Raw genomic sequence first — 20,600 nt, forward strand, 5'->3', positions numbered from 1 at the left:
TTTAAAAATCATCCTTTGTGACAAGCATAAAAGAAACAACGTTTCATTTTTATAGATAATGGCTTGGACATTTATAAGGAGAATAATAATGGCGTCAAAAATACCTCTGGCTCTTACGCTTTGCGGTGCGGCTTTATCCCTGCCTGCAACTGCAGAGCAACATCCCATCTGGCACGCGATTGCTTTCGGGCAATCAACAGATGTTAACTTTTCATCTAACGTCTTACCTGAAAAAGTGGGTGTGAACAACGTAACGATCGATGGCAAAAAGCTGGTGACAGCAGATTCCGTCGACCTTTCGAAACCCATCACCATCGAAAGCCGTGGCGGTAAAATCGCTAACTCTCACGATGGATTAACGTTCTTCTATACCGCATTACCCGCCAGTGAGAATTTTGTCTTACAGGCAACAGTCACTGTCGATCAGTTTGGCCCTGAAAATGGTGCGAAACCGGCCGCGCAGGAAGGTGCCGGGATGCTGGTAAGGGATGTATTAGGTAATCCACGCCAGGAGCCGCTGAAGGAAGGCTACGAAGAGTTCCCTGCGGCTTCCAATATGGTGATGAATGCCATCATGACGCAGGATAAAAAGGACGCATCACGCGTGAAAATGCAAGCCATTGCGCGTGATGGTATTACTCAGCCATGGGGAAATACCGGCTCAACTATTTCTCGTAAAAGCTATCAGGAAGCCATTGATCTGAGCAAAGCACCGACTTTCCGCATGAAGCTCGAGCGAACCAACGAGGGTTTTGTCACTTCATGGGCTCCAGCCGGAAGCGATGCATGGGTTTCTGAAAATGTTAAACGCGCTGATATCATCACCGTACAGGACAAAAGCCAGTACTACGTTGGTTTCTTTGCTTCACGTAATGCAAAAATCACCGTCAGTGATGCGTCATTAGAAACCAGTGCGGCAAATACTGTTGCTTCCACACCTTTCGTGCCGAAAGCATGGCCTGTTGTGATGCAAATTGCCTCTCCAGCAAAAAGCACCACCAGCGAGTACGTGGTACAGGCTCGCGCTAACTATGACGGCAACTTCACCGTACGTCAGGATGAAGTTGTGATCGGTCAGGAAAAAGTGGCTAAGGCCGGAGAGATGTTCACTCTGCCAACCACACTTAAAGAGCAAGCACGTTTCACCGTGACGTTTACCCCGACCAGCGGTAAAGACAAAACCCCTGTAACCCAAAACTTCATGGTTGAGCAAGTCAAAAACATGGAGGGTAATACGCTTTACGTAGCGCCAGATGGTGCATCAAGTAACAATGGTTCTAAATCCGCACCGCTTGATTTAGCCAGTGCCATCTCTCTCGTCTCTCCTGGTGGAAAACTCATCTTAAGCAGCGGTGAGTACCCACTTACTACCATTTCGACAGCTGACAGTGGCTTAAAAGGCAAACTAAAAACCCTCGAGGCCGATGGCAAAGTCGTGATTCGCGGCATGGCTTTGGATGGCAACTACTGGCATGTCAAAGGCATTGAAGTTACCGATAAGAGCTTGCGAGTTCAGGGCAGTCATAACCTTATCGAAAGTGTAGTCGCCTATAAAAATGACGACACAGGCATCCAGATTTCATCTCCTTCTGATGTAGGCCGCCCGTTGTGGGCAAGCTACAACAAGGTTGTTAACGCTGAATCCTTCAGTAATGAAGATCCAGGCAAAATCAATGCTGATGGCTTTGCGGTGAAGATGCGTGTGGGTGATGGCAACCGTCTTGAAGGATGCTATGCGCACGACAATATTGATGATGGCTATGACCTGTTCAACAAGATTGAAGACGGTGCCAATGGCGTTGTGGTGATCGAGAACTCTATTGCCCGCAACAACACCAGCAACGGTTTCAAATTGGGCGGGGAAGGGCAGCCTGTCGCGCATGAAATCCATAACAGCATTGCGATTGGTAACCACCTCGATGGCTTTACCGATAACTTCAACCCTGGTGCGCTGGTGGTGGCGAACAACGTCGCAGTGGATAACCAGCGCTTTAACTACATCTTCCGACCAAGCCCTTATGGGCGCGCAGAAACTCAGGGTAAATTCACCGATAACATTTCATTGCGTAGCGTTGAGGGGAAATATGATGACGCTATCTCCGGAAATGTAGCTAACAGTAACTATTTCATTCGGGATGGTAAAACGGAAAACAGCGAAGGTAAGCAACTGAGCATAAAAGATTATCAGTCTTTGACGCTGCCAGTCCCGTTGCAACGCAATGCTGATGGTTCGTTCAAAACAGGTGAGTTTTTAACGAAGCAGTAAAAGGTTCAGACGAAAAAAATGCCAGTCAGGGAAACCTGGCTGGCATTTGTCTTTTCAAGCAGGTAGTTACATCGCTTTTCTGGTCAACTCGATAACGCGAAGTTTCGCGATCGCCTTAGCCAGTTCAGCAGAAGCCTGAGCGTAGTCCACATCACCGTGGGAACTATGGATGCGCTCTTCCGCTTTACGCTTCGCTTCCAGGGCTCGAGCTTCGTCGAGGTCCTGACCACGAATTGCGGTATCGGCCAGCACGGTTACCGTGCCAGGCTGCACTTCCATCACACCACCAGACAAGTAGATATACTCTTCATGTCCGTGCTGTTTAACGATGCGGATCATACCAGGCTTAATGGCGGTGAGCAGCGGGGCGTGGCCAGGATATATCCCCAGCTCACCTTCGCTACCCGTTACCTGGATCTTCTCAACCAGACCGGAGAACATTTGGCTCTCCGCGCTGACGACGTCCAGGTGATAAGTCATTGCCATGTCACCCTCCGATTAAGGCGTTAAAGTTTTTTAGCTTTCTCAACGGCTTCGTCGATAGTACCAACCATGTAGAACGCCTGCTCTGGCAGATGGTCATATTCGCCGTCCATGATGCCTTTAAAGCCACGGATAGTATCTTTCAGCGATACGAACTTGCCTGGAGAACCGGTAAAGACTTCTGCTACGAAGAATGGCTGAGACAGGAAGCGCTGAATCTTACGCGCACGTGCTACAACCAATTTATCTTCTTCAGAAAGTTCATCCATACCAAGAATGGCGATGATGTCTTTCAGTTCCTGGTAACGTTGCAGAATAGACTGCACGCCACGCGCGGTGTCGTAGTGTTCCTGGCCAACAACCAGTGGATCTAACTGACGGCTGGTGGAATCCAGTGGATCTACCGCAGGGTAGATACCCAGAGACGCGATGTTACGGCTCAGTACCACGGTTGCATCCAAGTGAGCAAAGGTGGTTGCTGGAGATGGGTCAGTCAAGTCATCCGCAGGTACGTATACCGCTTGAACAGAAGTGATTGAGCCAGTTTTGGTGGAGGTAATACGCTCCTGCAAAACACCCATCTCTTCTGCCAGAGTTGGCTGGTAACCTACCGCAGATGGCATACGACCCAGCAGTGCAGATACTTCTGTACCGGCCAGGGTATAACGGTAAATGTTATCAACGAACAGCAGAACGTCACGACCTTCGTCACGGAACTTCTCAGCCATGGTCAGACCGGTCAGCGCAACGCGCAGACGGTTACCTGGTGGCTCGTTCATCTGGCCATAAACCAGTGATACTTTGTCCAGAACGTTGGAGTCGGTCATTTCGTGGTAGAAGTCGTTACCCTCACGAGTACGCTCACCCACACCTGCAAACACAGAGTAACCGGAGTGCTCGATCGCGATGTTACGGATCAGCTCCATCATGTTTACAGTTTTACCAACACCCGCACCACCGAACAGACCAACTTTACCGCCCTTAGCGAACGGGCAAATCAGGTCCATTACTTTGATGCCGGTTTCCAGCAGATCTTGAGAGCTTGACAGCTCTTCGTAGCTTGGAGCAGAACGGTGAATAGCCCAACGCTCTTCTTCGCCGATATCGCCTTTCATGTCGATAGGCTCGCCCAGGACGTTCATGATACGACCCAGAGTTGCTTTACCTACCGGCACTTCAATTGGGTGATCGAGGTTAGAAACTTCCAGACCACGACGCAAACCATCAGAAGTACCCATGGCGATAGTACGAACTACGCCACCACCTAACTGTTGCTGAACTTCCAGCACCAGACGGTCTTTACCATTTGTAACCTCAAGAGCGTCGTACACTTTTGGTACGGCATCCTGAGGGAACTCGACGTCCACCACGGCGCCGATTACCTGGATAATCTTTCCAGTAGCCATCTCGAATCCTCTAAATACGTAAACCTGGTTATACCGCGGAAGCGCCACCGACGATTTCGGTGAGTTCCTGAGTAATGCTGGCCTGACGAGCTTTGTTGTAAACCAACTGCAGCTCTTTAATCAGGCTGCCGCCATTGTCGGTAGCGGCTTTCATCGCCACCATACGTGCGGCCTGCTCGCTGGCCAGGTTTTCTACGACGCCCTGATAAACCTGAGATTCCACATAACGGCGCAACAAGGTGTCCAGCAGCGCTTTAGGATCAGGTTCATACAGATAATCCCAGGATTTCTTCTTCAACTCGCCGTCTTCTGCTGGCGGTAACGGCAGCAGTTGGGTAAGGGTAGGAACCTGAGACATTGTGTTAATAAATTTGTTGCTGACAACATACAGCTTGTCCAGACGGCCTTCATCGTAGGCCTGCAACATCACTTTCACCGGGCCAATCAACTCGGACAGGGAAGGGTTATCACCCATACCAGTCACCTGAGCAACAATATTGCCGCCTACAGAGTTGAAGAAAGAGACGCCTTTAGAGCCGATCATTGCGATTTCGCTTTGAACGCCTTTATCGGACCACTCTTTCATGTCAGCCAGCAGCTTTTTGAACAGGTTAGTGTTCAAGCCACCACACAGACCACGGTCAGTGGACACCACCAGGTAGCCCACGCGTTTGACTTCGCGTTCATCCAGGTAAGGGTGTTTGTATTCAAGATTACCCAAAGCCAGGTGGCCGATCACTTTACGCATAGTTTCTGCGTAAGGACGGCTGGCAGCCATGCGTTCCTGCGTTTTACGCATTTTGGACGCGGCGACCATTTCCATTGCTTTGGTGATCTTCTGCGTGTTCTGGACGCTTGCGATCTTACTACGTATCTCTTTTGCGCCGGCCATGAGCTTCTCCTCAATGCCTTGCGGCTTGCCCTAAGACAAGCCGCCAGACTTTACCAGGACTGAGTTGCTTTGAAGGAATCGAGGATGCCTTTCAGCTTGCCTTCGATTTCGTCGTTATAGCCACCAGATTGGTTGATTTCTTGCATCAGTGGAGCATGGTCACGGTCAACGTAAGCCAGCAGAGCGGCTTCGAAGCTACCGATTTTAGCCAGTTCCACATCTTCGAGGTAACCACGTTCAGCAGCGAACAGAACCAGAGACTGCTGCGCTACAGACATCGGCGCATATTGTTTCTGTTTCAGGAGCTCGGTCACTTTCTGACCATGGCTCAACTGCTTACGGGTCGCATCGTCAAGATCTGATGCAAACTGAGAGAACGCAGCCAGTTCACGATACTGTGCCAGAGCGGTACGGATACCACCGGACAGTTTTTTCATGATCTTGGTCTGAGCAGCACCACCAACACGAGATACGGAGATACCCGGGTTAACCGCAGGACGAATACCGGCGTTAAACAGTGTTGATTCCAGGAAGATCTGACCATCGGTAATAGAAATTACGTTGGTCGGAACGAACGCGGAAACGTCACCCGCTTGCGTTTCGATAATCGGAAGCGCAGTCAGGGAACCTGTTTTGCCTTTCACTTCACCCTTAGTGAATGCTTCAACGTATTCAGCGTTAACACGCGCAGCACGTTCCAGCAAACGGGAGTGGAGATAGAATACGTCGCCTGGGTAAGCTTCACGACCTGGTGGACGACGAAGCAGCAGGGAAATCTGACGATAAGCAACAGCCTGTTTAGACAGGTCATCATAAATGATCAGTGCATCTTCACCGCGGTCACGGAAGTATTCACCCATCGCGCAACCGGAGTACGGTGCCAGGTATTGCAGTGCAGCAGATTCTGATGCAGTTGCAACAACAACGATAGTGTTAGCCAGTGCGCCGTGCTCTTCCAGTTTACGTACCACGTTAGAGATAGTGGACGCTTTCTGGCCGATAGCAACGTAGATACATTTGATGCCGGAATCACGCTGGTTGATGATGGCATCGATTGCCAGAGCAGTTTTACCTGTCTGACGGTCACCGATGATAAGTTCACGCTGACCACGACCGATTGGGATCATGGCATCGACGGACTTATAACCAGTCTGTACAGGCTGGTCTACGGATTGACGTTCGATTACACCTGGTGCGATCGCTTCAACGGCAGCAAAGCCGTCATGCTCAAGCGGACCTTTACCATCGATAGGTGCACCCAGAGTGTTCACCACACGACCCAGCAGGCCACGGCCTACCGGTACTTCAAGAATACGGCCAGTACACTTAACTTTCATGCCTTCGGCAAGGTCAGCATACGGACCCATTACTACTGCACCTACAGAGTCGCGCTCGAGGTTCAGTGCAATGGCGTAACGGTTTCCCGGAAGGGAAATCATCTCACCCTGCATTACATCGGCCAGGCCGTGTACGCGGATGATACCGTCACTTACAGAAACGATTGTACCTTCGTTGTGAGCCTCGCTCACAACACTGAACTGAGCAATGCGCTGCTTGATCAGTTCGCTGATTTCGGTGGAATTCAGTTGCATGCTCCAGTCCCCTTAAGACTGCAAGACGTCTGTCAGGCGATCAAGACGGCCGCGTACGCTACCATCAATAACCATATCACCTGCACGGATAATGACACCCGCCATTACAGACTTGTCAATTTTGCAATTCAGCTTAACTTTGCGTGACAGACGTTTTTCCATCGCGGCGCTGATCTTCGAAAGCTGGTCTTCGTTTAATGCGCTGGCAGAAGTCACTTCGACTTCAACGGTAGCCTCTTGGGCTGCACGCAGTTGAACGAATTGCTCAAGAACATCAGGAAGAACTTTCAGACGCCCATTTTCAGCCATCACCTTAATCAGGTTCTGGCCATTGGCGTCTAGCTGGTCACCACAGATGGAGATAAACGACGCAGAGAGAGTATCCGGAGCTAATGCGCCGGAAAGAAGCTCTGCTATTTGTTCGTTTTTAGACACCTCAGCGGCGAAACCTAGCATATGCTGCCAGTTATCAACGCTTTGGTGCTCGACGGCAAAGTCAAAAGCTGCTTTGGCGTAGGGGCGAGCTACAGTTACAAATTCAGACATCAGCCCCTCCCTCCTTACAGTTCAGCGACCAGTTTATCAACGATGTCGCTGTTAGCAGCTTCATCCACGGAACGTTCAATGATCTTCTCGGCACCGGCGATAGCCAGCAGAGCCACTTGCTTACGCAGTTCTTCACGAGCGCGTTTACGCTCTGCGTCGATTTCTGCCTGAGCCTGTGCAACGATTTTGTCACGTTCCTGCTCTGCCTCGGTTTTAGCTTCTTCAAGGATCTGAGCACGGCGTTTGTTCGCCTGCTCAATAATCACCTGAGCTTCACCTTTGGCTTTTTTCAGCTGGTCGGTCGCGTTGGCCTGTGCAAGGTCAAGGTCCTTTTTGGCACGTTCTGCAGAAGAGAGACCGTCAGCAATTTCTTGTTGACGCTTCTCGATGGCAGCCATGATTGGCGGCCATACGTACTTCATGCAGAACAGAACAAACAGGACAAACGCGATGGCCTGGCCGAGGATTGTTGCGTTAAGATTCACAGCACAATGCCTCTTTGTTAGTTAACGTTCTGATATTGCTTGGTGTATTAAGCAATGCTTACTACGCGACGGCGAACATCACGTACAGACCCAGACCAACAGCGATCATCGGGATAGCATCCACCAGACCCATAACGATAAAGAACTGAGTACGCAGCAGAGGAATCAAATCAGGTTGACGCGCTGCGCCTTCCAGGAATTTTCCACCGAGGATGCCGATACCGATCGCCGCACCGATTGCCGCAAGGCCCATCATAATTGCGGCAGCCATGTACAGCAGATCCATATTCAGGTTTTCCATGACAGTCTCCAGTTTGTTTCAGTTAAAACGCAGTAGTGGTAAGTAAAATCAATGCTCTTCAGATGCCATCGACAGATAGACGATCGTCAGAACCATGAAAATGAAGGCTTGCAGCGTAATGATCAGTATGTGGAAAATGGCCCAAGGCACACTCAGAATCCACTGTGACCACCACGGCAACAGACCAGCAATCAGAATGAAAATCAATTCACCGGCATACATGTTGCCGAACAGTCGCAGACCAAGAGAAATAGGTTTGGAAAGCAGGCTCACACCTTCAAGGATTAAGTTGAACGGTATAAATGCCCAGTGATTGAACGGCTGCAGCGTCAGCTCTTTCGTGAAGCCGCCAATGCCTTTCATTTTGATGCTGTAGAAAAGAATCAGGATAAACACGCCAAGCGCCATAGACAGGGTGATGTTCACGTCCGCAGACGGCACCACACGCAGGGCTGGCAGGCCAAAGATATGCTCGCCGATAAACGGCAGGAAATCGATTGGCAGCAGGTCCATCAGGTTCATCAGGAATACCCAGACAAAGACCGTCAGAGCAAGCGGTGCAATGACCTTGCTTTTGCCATGGTACATGTCTTTGACACTGCTATTAACAAAGCCGATGACCAACTCAACTGCTGTCTGGAATTTCCCTGGGACACCACTAGTAGCGTTTTTTGCTACTTTGCGGAATAACACCAGGAACAAGAAACCCAGAACCACGGAGAAGAACATGGAGTCAATATTGAGTGTCCAGAAGGTAGCTGGGGGGTGATACGGATCAACCAGCGAGAAAGTACGCAGGTCCAACTGAAGGTTATTCAGATGGTGGCCTATATACTCCTGCGGTGTAGAGATTTCTCCTGCAGACATGATGCCTCTTACCCTTTGTTGTTAATTACAGCTGGTGCGAGTATCTGCACAACCAGCACCGAAACCCACGTCACAATAAGCGGCAACAATACCGCCTTAAAACCAGCTAACGCCACCACCAGTATGGTAAAGCTCGCTATCACCTTTAATACTTCGCCGATAGCGAAGGTCCAGGCCAAACGGCCCTTTGACGGTGTATGCACTTGGTGACGCCAGGCAAAATTCATAAATACAGCATTTGGCAACCAGGCTGCCAGGCCTCCGCCAAAAGCAGAAGCACCCCACGCGGGGTCTTTGAGGCAAAACAGCAATCCAATTGCTATCACTGCAAGAAGCTGAAGGAACAGAAGCTTACGAGCAACGTTTCTACTCAATAGCGACACAGACATGGCGTATCCTAACTCCTGCTCCCTTCGGGGTATGTCGCGCTGGTATAAAACTGCCTTTACGCTTTTGAGTCAAGCCTCAAAAAGCGAGCAAATTATACGGTGCGGCCCCGTGATTTCAAACATTAAGTAGCAAAAAGGTGAACAAATGTTTAAATATTTTCCAACGCAGTTATTTTTCAACTTTTTCTAAATACTGGTTATTTTCCCTAAAAGGGCAAACAACCGAAATAGTCGCCTAATAAAGCGTGCACAAGATCACAAATCAAACATGTCACAGCCATTATGCATTTGTCTGTCTCATTAAGTGCGAAACACAGATGTCTGATAAATAAGCTGATTACTGGCTACTCTATTTAAAATAGCCTGAAACATCATTCAAACATTTCATTGACATTTTTATTTATATTTTAACAATCATCCACGTTTGATACTTACGTAATATTTAGCAGGGTTATATTTTCATGCTTAACTAATTTTAAAACTAACTCTGCATTTCGCGTTAAAAAAGTGATAGCGAAAAGTTAAACTCGCGTTAAATGTAACCAGAGATTTCAGGCCTTTTCTCTTGATTTTTTAACCAAAAAGAAACAATCCTTTTTCGCCTTTTTTTGATAAATATTAATTTTTGTTTGGCTTAATCATCACCAGATGACGTTCGCCATCAAGCTCTGGCACCTGCAAACGAATAACTTCTTCAACCGTGAAGCTCGCGGGTAAGGCTGCAATTTCATCATCCGGGCGCAATCCTTTGAGAGCATAGAAGCGACCATGCTCAGCAGGCAGATGTTTACACCAAGTCACCATGTCAGTCATTGAGGCAAAAGCACGACTGATAACCCCATCAAAAGGTGGCTCGGCCGGGAACTCTTCTACACGGCTTTGTACTGGCGTGATGTTATCAAGGTGGAGCTCATGCTGAACCTGGCGCAGGAAGCGTACACGCTTACCGAGGCTGTCGAGCAGCGTAAAATGCGAGTCCGGGCGCACAATTGCCAGCGGGATCCCTGGTAAACCAGGACCTGTTCCCACATCGATAAAACGTGAGCCCTGCAAGTACGGCTCTACAACGATACTATCCAGAATATGGCGTACCAACATGTCTTCAGGAAGACGAACAGAGGTTAGGTTATACGCTTTGTTCCACTTGTGGAGCAGTTCAACATAACCCACCAGCTGTTGTTTCTGGTTTTCTGGCAGCGTAATGCCTGCGCTTTCCAGCAGGCGATTCAGTTTGTTAAGCACTGTGGTCAATACCCATCAAAAAAACGGGCCAGGAATTCCTGGCCCTGAAAATTTATAAATCAGGCGCTACGACGAAGCAGGCCTTGTTTTTTTAGCCAGACAAGCAAAATGGAGATCGCCGCCGGGGTTACCCCTGAAATGCGTGATGCTTGGCCTATTGAGACTGGTTTGTGATCGTTAAGCTTAGCGATCACTTCGTTAGAAAGACCACTCACCTGCCGATAGTCCATCGTTGCAGGAAGCAACGTATTTTCGTTACGTTGTTGTTTTTCAATCTCTTCTTGCTGACGCACGATATAGCCTTCGTATTTGACCTGAATTTCTACCTGTTCAGCAGACTGTGGATCTTGAAGACCCGGTGCAAATACTGATAGTTGCATCATCTCAGCATAGGTCATTTCTGGACGACGCAGCAGATCTTCGCCATTTGCTTCACGCGATAGTGGAGCACTTAGCTTGGCGTTCACTTCTTCAACACTTTCAGAGTGAGGATGCAGCCAGATGTCTTTCAGACGCTGACGCTCAAGCTCAATGCTTTCCAGTTTTTCGTTAAAGCGTGCCCAACGTTCGTCATCCACCAGACCCATTTCACGACCAACGGCGGTTAAACGCAGATCGGCGTTATCTTCACGCAGCATCAGGCGGTATTCAGCACGTGAGGTAAACATGCGGTACGGTTCTTTCGTGCCGAGGGTGCAAAGATCGTCTACCAATACGCCGAGGTATGCCTGTGAGCGAGCGGGTGCCCAACCCTCTTTCTCTGCAGAGAAGCGTGCTGCGTTCAAACCAGCCAATAAGCCTTGCGCCGCAGCTTCTTCGTAACCGGTAGTGCCGTTGATTTGGCCAGCAAAGAACAGACCCTGAATGTATTTACTTTCCAGCGTTGGTTTCAGATCGCGAGGATCGAAGAAGTCGTATTCGATAGCATAGCCAGGTCGCACGATCTTCGCATTTTCCATGCCTTCCATCGAACGGACGATCTGCATCTGAACATCAAACGGCAGGCTGGTGGAGATGCCGTTCGGGTAGATTTCGTTGCTGGTTAGCCCTTCAGGTTCAAGGAAGATTTGGTGCTGATTGCGATCAGCAAAACGCATCACTTTGTCTTCGATTGACGGGCAGTAACGCGGACCAATCCCTTCGATAACACCTGCATACATCGGGCTGCGATCGAGGTTATTACGAATAACGTCATGCGTTTTTTCGTTGGTATGCGTGATGTAACACGGTACTTGCGCAGGATGCTGGTTCACATTTCCCATGAACGAGAACACCGGCATTGGGGTATCGCCATGCTGCCTTGCAAGTACGCTGAAATCGATAGTGCGTGCGTCGATACGTGGTGGTGTGCCTGTTTTCAGGCGACTGACACGAAGTGGCAGTTCACGCAGACGACGTGAAAGCGAAATGGATGGCGGATCGCCTGCACGGCCACCGCTGTAGTTATCCAGTCCGATATGAATTTTGCCGTCCAGGAACGTACCGACAGTCAGTACCACGGATTTAGCGCGGAACTTCAGACCCATTTGTGTGACAGCACCGACAACGCGATCGTTCTCAACAATCAGATCTTCAACAGCTTGTTGGAAGATCATCAGGTTCGGCTGGTTTTCCAACGCAGTGCGTACCGCCTGGCGATACAGCACTCGGTCTGCCTGAGCACGAGTAGCCCGTACTGCAGGGCCTTTGCTCGCGTTTAGTATCCTAAACTGGATACCGGCATGGTCGATAGCTTTTGCCATCAAACCGCCTAAAGCATCCACTTCTTTAACCAGATGTCCCTTGCCAATACCACCGATTGCTGGGTTACAAGACATCTGTCCCAGAGTGTCGATATTGTGAGTCAAAAGAAGGGTTTGTTGGCCCATCCGTGCAGCGGCCATTGCAGCCTCAGTGCCTGCATGACCCCCGCCAATGATGATGACGTCAAAAGGATCTGGATAAAACATGGTACTGCCTCACGGTTTTGCAAATGGGGGGATGACTGATTCCCGAGGTTGGCGATTCTACTTAACTTTAGCCTTTCGAGAAAGTATTGGGATCGTAGGTAATTAAAAGAAGATCTTTTTTATTTAAAGATCTCTTTATTATGATCTCTTATTAGGATCGGCATGTTCTGTGGATAACCGTTTTTATGCTAAAGAGATCAAGTGATTAAGAAGGATCATTAGCTGTGAATGATCGGTGATCCCAGAACGTATAAGCTGGGATCAAAATCACTAGTTATGCACAACTCAAAAAGTGAACAGGAGTTGTTATTGGGATAACTACTGCTTAACCCAAGGTTTTAAGCATACTTATACACAGATAAAAGTTAGATCTTTACAAATCCAGGAGTAAATTCTTCCATGATCCGACCCAAATCTCTGCCGGATCCTCCGGAATATCGTGATCAAGGATGTTCACTTTGAGTAAAGAGCCCACTCTTTTAGCTCCGCACTCCGTCAGAAGGGTGTCCAATTTTTCAATTGCGCCGCAAAAAGTGTCGTATTCACGACTACCAATTCCGATTGCACCATAATGAAGAGAACTCAGATCCGGACGTTCTTCATTTATAGCATCGAACAACGGTTGCAGATTGTCAGGAAGATCACCTGCTCCATGAGTAGAAGAGACAATCAGCCATATCCCACTGGTTTGTAGATCTTCAAACAGTGGTCCATGCAGCGTTTGGGTCGTAAAACCCGCCTCATCTAGCTTCTGCGCTAAATGTTCAGCCACATATTCAGCACTGCCCAGGGTACTGCCGCTAATCAGAGTAACTTCTGTCATTGCGATCCCACCTTTTCGAAACGATGGGCATTGTACGCTGTGTAAGGCCTGCGATCTACCTGTGGATAATATGGGTATTAAAAATAGCTGTCAGGGCTTGATGGTCCGCATGATCGGGTTCTGGAGGGAGATCAGTGTTTCGGTGGACTGAATTTCATCAATTGTTTGAATCTTGTTGATAAGTACCTGTTGAAGCGCATCGATAGATCGACACATCACCTTAATAAAGATGCTGTAGTGCCCGGTGGTGTAATACGCCTCGGTGACTTCTTCGAGGCTTTCCAGTTTTGCCAGTGCCGAAGGGTAGTCCTTCGCACTCTTTAAAATGATGCCGATAAAGCAGCAAACGTCGTAACCCAGTTGTTTAGGGCTGATGTCGATGCGTGCGCCGGTAATGATCCCTGCCTGCTTCATCTTCTCTACGCGTACGTGAATAGTGCCAGGGCTAACACCAAATTGTTTAGCCAGTTCTGCATAAGCAGTACGAGCATTTGCCATTAACGCGTCGAGGATGCCGCGATCGAGATTGTCGATCTGATAATTATCCATCACTTTTTCCTATGATTAGTAACGATAGTTCAGAATTTATAGCCTTAAATTAGTCGATTGAAAACCAGTAAGGCTTTTTTATTGTTGATTATTGAATGTTATGCCGAGTTTGTTGCTTAATCATCGTCAGTAAAACAACACAATAAAGAGAAAACCATGAAAACTGCCTACATCGCTAAACAACGCCAGATTAGTTTTGTTAAGTCCCACTTCTCTCGTCAACTGGAAGAAAAGCTTGGTCTGATGGAAGTCCAGGCTCCGATTCTCAGCCGCGTGGGTGATGGTACTCAAGACAATCTGTCTGGTTGTGAAAAGGCGGTGCAGGTGAAGGTGAAAACCTTGCCTGACGCGCAGTTTGAAGTGGTGCATTCGCTGGCTAAATGGAAAAGAAAAACACTCGGCCAGCACGACTTCAGCGCGGGCGAAGGGCTTTACACGCACATGAAAGCTCTTCGCCCCGATGAAGACCGTTTGACCCCTATTCACTCTGTGTACGTTGATCAGTGGGATTGGGAACGAGTTATGGGTGAAGGAGAACGTCATCTCGGTACGCTCAAGCAAACTGTAGAAAGCATCTGGGCGGCAATGAAAGCCACGGAAGCCGCAGTGAGCGAGCAGTACGGTTTGACGCCATTCCTGCCTGAACAAATCCACTTTGTTCATAGCGAAGAGCTACAACAGCGTTTCCCCGACCTTGATGCAAAAGGGCGTGAGCGTGCGATTGCCAAAGAGCTGGGCGCGGTGTTTCTGATTGGTATTGGTGGCAAACTGGCAGATGGAAAACGCCATGATGTTCGTGCACCGGATTACGATGACTGGTCAACCGCCAGTCAGGGCGATTTCAAAGGGTTGAACGGTGACATTATGGTGTGGAACCCGATCCTCGAAGATGCGTTTGAGCTCTCGTCTATGGGGATCCGAGTCGACGCTGAAACTTTAAAACGCCAGTTGGCCGTAACGGGTGATGACGATCGTCTGCAACTTGAGTGGCACCAGTCACTGCTCAAAGGTGAAATGCCGCAAACTATTGGTGGTGGTATTGGCCAGTCTCGCCTGGTGATGCTGATGCTGCAACAGCCGCACATTGGTCAGGTACAGTGCGGCGTGTGGCCTGCTGAAGTCCATACGAAGGTAGCATCACTGTTGTAAGAATTAACGCCGCCAGCGACGCAGCAGGCGGCTACGCATCCCGGTATCGAAGCGCCAGATATGATCGAATATGCGCATGATGCCGGGCTTACCATGCCCCGACATCGCGACTGCATGAAAACGATGTAAATGTTTACGCTGCAGATCCTTCACTTGTGTGACGACATCATCTGGCAAGCGTTGAGCAATAAAGTCAGAAATCACAACCGCATCGGCATCAAACCATTCACTTCCCTGCATTTTTTCTGCGATTGCCCTAAAGCAACTGGCGAGATCGGTACCACCGCGAAAACGCTGGCTCAGAAAACGGATCGCTTGCTCAATACCATCTGCACCACACACCTCGTAGCGCACCACTTCACTGGAAAACAGCATGATGAAACAGCGACGGTTATCGGCCAGCGCCACGCGCATCAGTGCGAGGCAAAACGCTTTGGCACATTGTTCGTTAAAACCGCCCATTGAACCTGAAGTATCCACGCAAACAATGAAAGGCCCGCGTGGCTGCTCGTCAAAATCCTGGTGAACGACAGGGCGCTCGACTACTTTCTCGCGCCAGGAATCACCATGTAACCGATAAGTCAGCAACTGCTTTTCCACCAGCCGACGGTAGAACTCAAATTCCAGCTCACTAATGCCAAGTGTTGCCAACTCTGGGGGTAATAACCGCAAAATGTCATCGCTACGCTGAAGCCCGTCAACCTGTTCTGGCACCGTTGCAGGCTCACGCACCAACATGCGCCAGGTTTCAGTTGGAGCATCTTTTCTCGGCACCGCTTTTGCTTCTTTAGAGCGACCAAGCTGTTCGGCCAGTTTGAGCAATTCAGGCTGACTGGCGAGGAAATCACCGTACTGCACGATGAGCTGATAGTCGCCGCGTTTAAGCGAACCAGCGCTCATGTCCCAAAGCCGGCTGGCTGCGTTGTCGCTATCAACCAGAACCGGTTCAAGCTGGCCGCTTAATGCCAAGCGCTGCTGAACTTCCGCCAGTAACTGGTCGCGCTCGTCTTCCAGTAATTGCTGATTTAAGGATGTGGTTTGAACGACAAGGCTTAACCGCCAGCGTTGCAGGAACAGTGTTTGTTGCGCGGGTGTCAGACGAGGAGTTCCCGCCACCAGCTTTTGTGCTTGCTCAAAAAAGGGTGAATCGACATTTTTCAATAACTGCAAAATTTCCGGCAGTTTTGTGGATAGCTGGCTGGTGGTGAGCAACTGGCTTTGCTGATAACACTGCACTTCCCAGGCTAATTCTTGAGGGATGTTGGTGTCATGCAAGCGGGCTTTCAGCAATTCTCGCCAGCGAGGAATATCCTGGGTGACCGCCTTTTTCATGCGCGGGAATTTTTCAAAGAATAGGGCCAGCTGCGGGGCTGCCAACAGCGCGACAATCACTCCTTCTATTAATTCACCCTCGCTAATCGCGAGGATGACATCAAGAGCTTCAACGCTGAGCATTAATGCCGCGCCTGTTTAATCTGTTCCGCCACATCTTGCAGACTGGCTTCAATTTTCCCGAGCCATTCGTTGTGGATAAACAGGCATTTTTGCTGATCGTTAAACCGTTCATGTTGCTGGTGGAGAGTCTCTTCGAGTGCGTCAAATTGCTGTTTGATCTCCGCAGGCATCCCTTCCTGCTGTTTGCCCGGCATCATCAGGCGTGTGCCTTGTAAACTGATATCGCGCAAAACCAGATGCTGGCTGCTATCGACTTCCATATTCAGAACCTGAGCAAAACCAATACCGTTGAGTTTGCCGCGTAACTCTCCTCCTTTTATCAGCCACTGCGCACAGGCTTCACGGGGAATGGATACGTGGAGAACTTCGATATCATGCAGTTTTAGCGGCTGCTGGAGCAGCAATGTCAGCGTTTCACCCGTCAGGTAATCTGGCAGTTGATACTGAGGACGACGAGTAAACATGCCGCCCTGTTTGGTGACTGTGATCGCTTCACGGTCGCTATGCTGCTGCTGTAACTGGATACGGCGCTGCAGAATAGCCGCCAATTTACTGAGCATCGCATGTTGTTGCCAGGCGTGCCCGGTCATCAATATTTCGAGCTGTTGTTGCATCAAATTCATCGCTGCGGTGTCGTGCCACAGGCAATCTTTCAGCAGGATTAAATCAATTGGCGCGACGGAATTTCGGCCACTAAAGAAGGCGCTGGCTTGCAGCAATCTAATAGCTTTCTTCCAGCGGCGATCGGAGACATAAGGCGCACCCGAGGCATCCTCTAACTGCTGGCGCAAAGTGAAGATCAGCTCAAAAACGTTATCTGGCAGTGAAACGGTGCCGATATCTTTCTGCCACTGGAAATACTCGTCGTCAGAAACCTGAAGATTTTCCGGCACCGGATTGTCGTTTTCATCATGCTGGCTGGTGAGCATCGAGCGGAAATTGCCTTTGTCCTGCACTTTGTCGAGCCACAGGCGAATCAGCATTCGGTCATACAACGCTTCCAGGCTGCTGTCCGCTTCTGGGAGTTCGTTGGACGCCGCCACCAGCAAACGCATCGGGATTTTCTCTTCGCTGGCGCCGTTACGGAAACGGCGTTCATTTATTGCCGTCAGCAAGGTATTCAGAATCGCCGGGCCTGCTTTCCAGATTTCATCGAGAAACACGATTTCGGCTTCAGGCAGATAGCCCGCAGTCAGACGTTCATAGCGGCCTTCATCTTTTAAAGCCTGAATGGAAAGCGGACCAAACACCTCTTCTGGGGTGGAGAAACGCGTCATCAGGTATTCAAAAGCGCGCGCATGCTGGAATGCAAACTTCAGTCGGCGGGCAATCAAACTCTTGGCTATACCGGGAGGGCCAAGCAAGAAAACACTTTCACCGCTTAGCGCTGCCAGCAGGCAAAGTCGTACAGCATGTTGGCGTTCAAACAGTCCTTTTTCCAGTGCCTGGCTAAGCCGTGAAATTCTTTCAGCCAATAAATGTGATTGAGCCATAATTAGCATTGCATCCTTACGCGGTGACCACAGTTCAGAAAAACGAGTATATCGTTCATCTATATTATCGTTAATGGATTGATGGGCGGCTCTTTTTTCCCTGACATAAGTTAAGCCTGTTGTATTTAGGGATACGATTTCCTTGATTATCGTGCATACTGTGCGCCTTTTTGTGGGCCAAGGGACTAAGCACACGCTTTCGGGATTCCAACAAAAGATTAGTCTATGAGCGCTGATAATAAACAATCATTGCCTGCGATAACGCTGGCTGCAATTGGGGTGGTATACGGTGATATCGGTACTAGCCCGCTTTATACCCTTCGTGAATGTCTGTCTGGTCAATTTGGGTTTGGCGTAGAACGTGACGCCGTATTTGGCTTTTTATCTTTAATTTTCTGGTTATTGATCTTAGTCGTCTCGGTTAAATATCTCACTTTTGTCATGCGTGCTGATAACGCCGGTGAAGGCGGTATTTTGACGCTAATGTCTTTGGCTGGGCGTAATACTTCGGCAAGAATGACGTCGGTGTTGGTGATCATGGGATTGATCGGCGGCAGCTTCTTCTATGGCGAGGTAGTCATCACCCCGGCAATATCGGTTATGTCGGCCATCGAAGGGCTTGAGATAGCCGCGCCGCAGCTTGACGCCTATATCGTTCCGTTGTCGATAGCAGTACTGACTCTGCTGTTTATGATTCAGAAACACGGTACTGGGTTGGTGGGTAAACTGTTTGCTCCTGTCATGATGCTATGGTTCCTGGTTCTGGCAGTGTTAGGTGCGCGCAGTATTATCGACAACCCGGAAGTGCTTCATGCGCTGAATCCTGCGTGGGCGGTGCACTTCTTCATCGAATACAAAACAGTTTCATTCTTTGCTCTCGGCGCTGTAGTGCTTTCTATTACCGGGGTTGAAGCGTTGTATGCGGATATGGGCCACTTTGGTAAGTTGCCGATTCGTATTGCGTGGTTCTCGGTGGTATTGCCGTCACTGGTGCTTAACTATTTCGGCCAGGGCGCACTGCTGCTCAAAACCCCGGAAGCTATAAAGAACCCATTCTTCTTGTTAGCTCCTGACTGGGCGCTGATCCCGCTGATGATTCTGGCAACACTGGCAACGGTTATCGCTTCTCAGGCGGTTATATCCGGCGTGTTCTCGTTGACTCGCCAGGCTGTGCGCTTGGGTTACCTGTCGCCAATGCGCATCATCCACACCTCGGAAATGGAATCCGGGCAGATTTATGTGCCAGCAATTAACTGGCTCCTTTATATCTCCGTGGTGATTGTGATTGTGAGTTTCGAGCACTCCAGCAACCTGGCTGCAGCTTACGGTATCGCGGTAACGGGTACGATGGTGCTGACGTCCATCCTTTGTTGTACCGTCGCCACCAAAAACTGGCACTGGAACAAAATTGCTGTGCTGCTGATGGGCTTTGCTTTCCTGTGTATCGACATCCCGTTGTTCTCAGCAAACGTGGTCAAAATCTTCTCCGGTGGTTGGCTGCCGCTGTGCCTGGCACTGGTGATGTTTATCATTATGACGACCTGGAAAAGCGAGCGTTTCCGTCTACTGCGCCGTATGCATGAGCACGGAAATTCACTGGAAGCGATGATTGCGTCCCTGGAAAAATCACCGCCGGTACGCGTGCCGGGTACAGCGGTTTATATGTCCCGTGCGCTGAACGTGATTCCTTTTGCAATGCTTCACAACCTCAAGCACAACAAAGTGCTGCATGAGCGCGTGGTACTCCTGACGCTGCGAACTGAAGATGCACCGTACGTTCATAATGTGCGTCGTGTTTCTATCGAGCAGCTTTCGCCGACGTTCTGGCGCGTGGTGGCAAGCTACGGCTGGCGCGAAACGCCAAACGTGGAAGAAGTATTCCACCGCTGCGGCCTGGAAGGGTTGAGCTGCCGAATGATGGAGACGTCGTTCTTTATGTCCCATGAATCGCTGATCATCGGCAAACGGCCATGGTATCTGCGTCTGCGCGGCAAGCTATTCTTAGCCTTGCAACGAAACGCTCTGCGGGCGCCTGACCAGTTCGAAATTCCGCCAAACCGGGTTATCGAGTTAGGTACCCAGGTCGAGATTTAACGCCAACGCCTCTTCAATCGAAGGGGCGTTTTTCTTTGCCTGTTGACTGAACGCGCTCTCATTTCCTTCGTAATGAAACAATGCAGCGAAACGTTTCGATGGCGATCACATTTCCGCAATGTGCTGGTTGTTTTACCATCACTATATTTCCTACACTTTACTCCAGCGAAACGTTTCGCTAGTGGAGTAAGAAAATGAAGAAAGGCACAGTTCTCAACGCTGATATCTCGTCTGTTATTTCCCGTCTTGGCCACACCGACACGCTGGTGATTGGCGATGCAGGATTGCCGATTCCGCGCAATACACCGCGTATAGATTTGGCTCTGACTCACGGCGTACCGGGTTTTATGCAGGTCGTTGAAGTCGTAACGCAAGAGATGCAGGTTGAAGCGGCGTACTTAGCTTCGGAAATTAAACAACATAATCCCCAACTCCATGAAACGTTGCTCAAGCACATCGAGCAACTGCAACAACACCAGGGAAACACCATTTCTATTCGTTACATTAGTCATGAGCAGTTCAAGCAACACACCGCTGATAGCCAGGCGGTTATTCGCAGCGGGGAGTGTTCCCCGTATGCGAATATCATTCTCTGTGCTGGCGTAACTTTCTGAGGCCG

At 49.5% G+C, this 20,600-nt stretch carries 19 protein-coding genes; 4 read left to right on the forward strand and 15 right to left on the reverse strand.

What is annotated here, in order from left to right; translation table 11 throughout:
- The first annotated feature begins 88 nt into the window (after positions 1–88).
- Positions 89–2,266 (forward strand): right-handed parallel beta-helix repeat-containing protein, encoded by a 2,178-nt coding sequence (locus GC128_RS08420; RefSeq protein ID WP_151993916.1) that lies wholly within the window; start codon positions 89–91, stop codon positions 2,264–2,266.
- Between the two features lie 66 nt (positions 2,267–2,332).
- Here GC128_RS08420 and GC128_RS08425 read toward each other — a convergent pair whose 3' ends face one another.
- The 13 genes from GC128_RS08425 to asnC form a co-directional block, all read right to left on the reverse strand.
- Positions 2,333–2,752 (reverse strand): F0F1 ATP synthase subunit epsilon, encoded by a 420-nt coding sequence (locus GC128_RS08425; RefSeq protein WP_124025055.1) that lies wholly within the window; start codon positions 2,750–2,752, stop codon positions 2,333–2,335.
- Between the two features lie 20 nt (positions 2,753–2,772).
- Positions 2,773–4,155: a F0F1 ATP synthase subunit beta gene (gene atpD, locus GC128_RS08430; protein WP_064514874.1), complete on the reverse strand. Its 1,383-nt coding sequence runs from the start codon at positions 4,153–4,155 to the stop codon at positions 2,773–2,775.
- A 28-nt stretch (positions 4,156–4,183) separates the two neighbouring features.
- Positions 4,184–5,047 (reverse strand): F0F1 ATP synthase subunit gamma, encoded by an 864-nt coding sequence (gene atpG / locus GC128_RS08435; protein ID WP_115631717.1) that lies wholly within the window; start codon positions 5,045–5,047, stop codon positions 4,184–4,186.
- A gap of 50 nt (positions 5,048–5,097) precedes the next feature.
- Positions 5,098–6,639, reverse strand: a complete 1,542-nt coding sequence (atpA, locus tag GC128_RS08440; protein ID WP_151993917.1) for a F0F1 ATP synthase subunit alpha — start codon at positions 6,637–6,639, stop codon at positions 5,098–5,100.
- A 12-nt stretch (positions 6,640–6,651) separates the two neighbouring features.
- Entirely contained in the window at positions 6,652–7,185 is a 534-nt protein-coding gene (gene atpH / locus GC128_RS08445; protein WP_064514880.1) for a F0F1 ATP synthase subunit delta, read from the reverse strand.
- 14 nt (positions 7,186–7,199) lie between these two features.
- Positions 7,200–7,670: a F0F1 ATP synthase subunit B gene (atpF, locus tag GC128_RS08450; protein WP_034460698.1), complete on the reverse strand. Its 471-nt coding sequence runs from the start codon at positions 7,668–7,670 to the stop codon at positions 7,200–7,202.
- A 61-nt stretch (positions 7,671–7,731) separates the two neighbouring features.
- Positions 7,732–7,971, reverse strand: coding sequence for a F0F1 ATP synthase subunit C (atpE, locus tag GC128_RS08455; RefSeq protein ID WP_004393045.1), 240 nt, complete (start codon positions 7,969–7,971; stop codon positions 7,732–7,734).
- Positions 7,972–8,019: 48 nt separating this feature from the next.
- Positions 8,020–8,838: a F0F1 ATP synthase subunit A gene (gene atpB / locus GC128_RS08460; protein WP_034460700.1), complete on the reverse strand. Its 819-nt coding sequence runs from the start codon at positions 8,836–8,838 to the stop codon at positions 8,020–8,022.
- A gap of 8 nt (positions 8,839–8,846) precedes the next feature.
- The gene (gene atpI / locus GC128_RS08465) at positions 8,847–9,227 is read right to left on the reverse strand and encodes a F0F1 ATP synthase subunit I (RefSeq protein ID WP_064541969.1); all 381 of its coding nucleotides are present in this window, start codon (positions 9,225–9,227) and stop codon (positions 8,847–8,849) included.
- A gap of 618 nt (positions 9,228–9,845) precedes the next feature.
- The gene (rsmG, locus tag GC128_RS08470; protein ID WP_151993918.1) at positions 9,846–10,469 is read right to left on the reverse strand and encodes a 16S rRNA (guanine(527)-N(7))-methyltransferase RsmG; all 624 of its coding nucleotides are present in this window, start codon (positions 10,467–10,469) and stop codon (positions 9,846–9,848) included.
- A gap of 59 nt (positions 10,470–10,528) precedes the next feature.
- Complete coding sequence (gene mnmG, locus GC128_RS08475) at positions 10,529–12,418, reverse strand: tRNA uridine-5-carboxymethylaminomethyl(34) synthesis enzyme MnmG (RefSeq protein ID WP_151993919.1); 1,890 nt, start codon at positions 12,416–12,418, stop codon at positions 10,529–10,531.
- A gap of 373 nt (positions 12,419–12,791) precedes the next feature.
- Positions 12,792–13,241 carry an FMN-binding protein MioC gene (mioC, locus tag GC128_RS08480; RefSeq protein ID WP_064555894.1) on the reverse strand — a complete coding sequence of 150 codons (450 nt, stop codon included), beginning with the start codon at positions 13,239–13,241 and terminating at the stop codon, positions 12,792–12,794.
- Between the two features lie 90 nt (positions 13,242–13,331).
- The gene (gene asnC, locus GC128_RS08485; protein WP_034499887.1) at positions 13,332–13,790 is read right to left on the reverse strand and encodes a transcriptional regulator AsnC; all 459 of its coding nucleotides are present in this window, start codon (positions 13,788–13,790) and stop codon (positions 13,332–13,334) included.
- 156 nt (positions 13,791–13,946) lie between these two features.
- On the opposite strand from asnC, the gene asnA reads away from it, so the two are divergent.
- Positions 13,947–14,939, forward strand: a complete 993-nt coding sequence (asnA, locus tag GC128_RS08490) for an aspartate--ammonia ligase (protein WP_151993920.1) — start codon at positions 13,947–13,949, stop codon at positions 14,937–14,939.
- A 3-nt stretch (positions 14,940–14,942) separates the two neighbouring features.
- Here asnA and viaA read toward each other — a convergent pair whose 3' ends face one another.
- Positions 14,943–16,394: an ATPase RavA stimulator ViaA gene (viaA, locus tag GC128_RS08495; RefSeq protein WP_151993921.1), complete on the reverse strand. Its 1,452-nt coding sequence runs from the start codon at positions 16,392–16,394 to the stop codon at positions 14,943–14,945.
- The gene (gene ravA / locus GC128_RS08500; RefSeq protein ID WP_151993922.1) at positions 16,394–17,887 is read right to left on the reverse strand and encodes an ATPase RavA; all 1,494 of its coding nucleotides are present in this window, start codon (positions 17,885–17,887) and stop codon (positions 16,394–16,396) included. The genes viaA and ravA overlap by 1 nt, the downstream gene beginning before the upstream one ends.
- A gap of 225 nt (positions 17,888–18,112) precedes the next feature.
- Here ravA and kup point away from each other — a divergent pair, with 225 nt between their 5' ends.
- Together kup and rbsD are read left to right on the forward strand one after the other, a co-directional pair.
- Entirely contained in the window at positions 18,113–19,981 is a 1,869-nt protein-coding gene (gene kup, locus GC128_RS08505; RefSeq protein ID WP_151993923.1) for a low affinity potassium transporter Kup, read from the forward strand.
- Positions 19,982–20,175: 194 nt separating this feature from the next.
- On the forward strand, positions 20,176–20,595 hold the full coding sequence (gene rbsD / locus GC128_RS08510; protein WP_151993924.1) for a D-ribose pyranase: 420 nt from the start codon (positions 20,176–20,178) through the stop codon (positions 20,593–20,595).
- Positions 20,596–20,600 lie beyond the last annotated feature (5 nt).

The sequence above is a fragment of the Buttiauxella massiliensis genome (assembly GCF_902500225.1).
Taxonomy (GTDB): domain Bacteria; phylum Pseudomonadota; class Gammaproteobacteria; order Enterobacterales; family Enterobacteriaceae; genus Buttiauxella; species Buttiauxella massiliensis.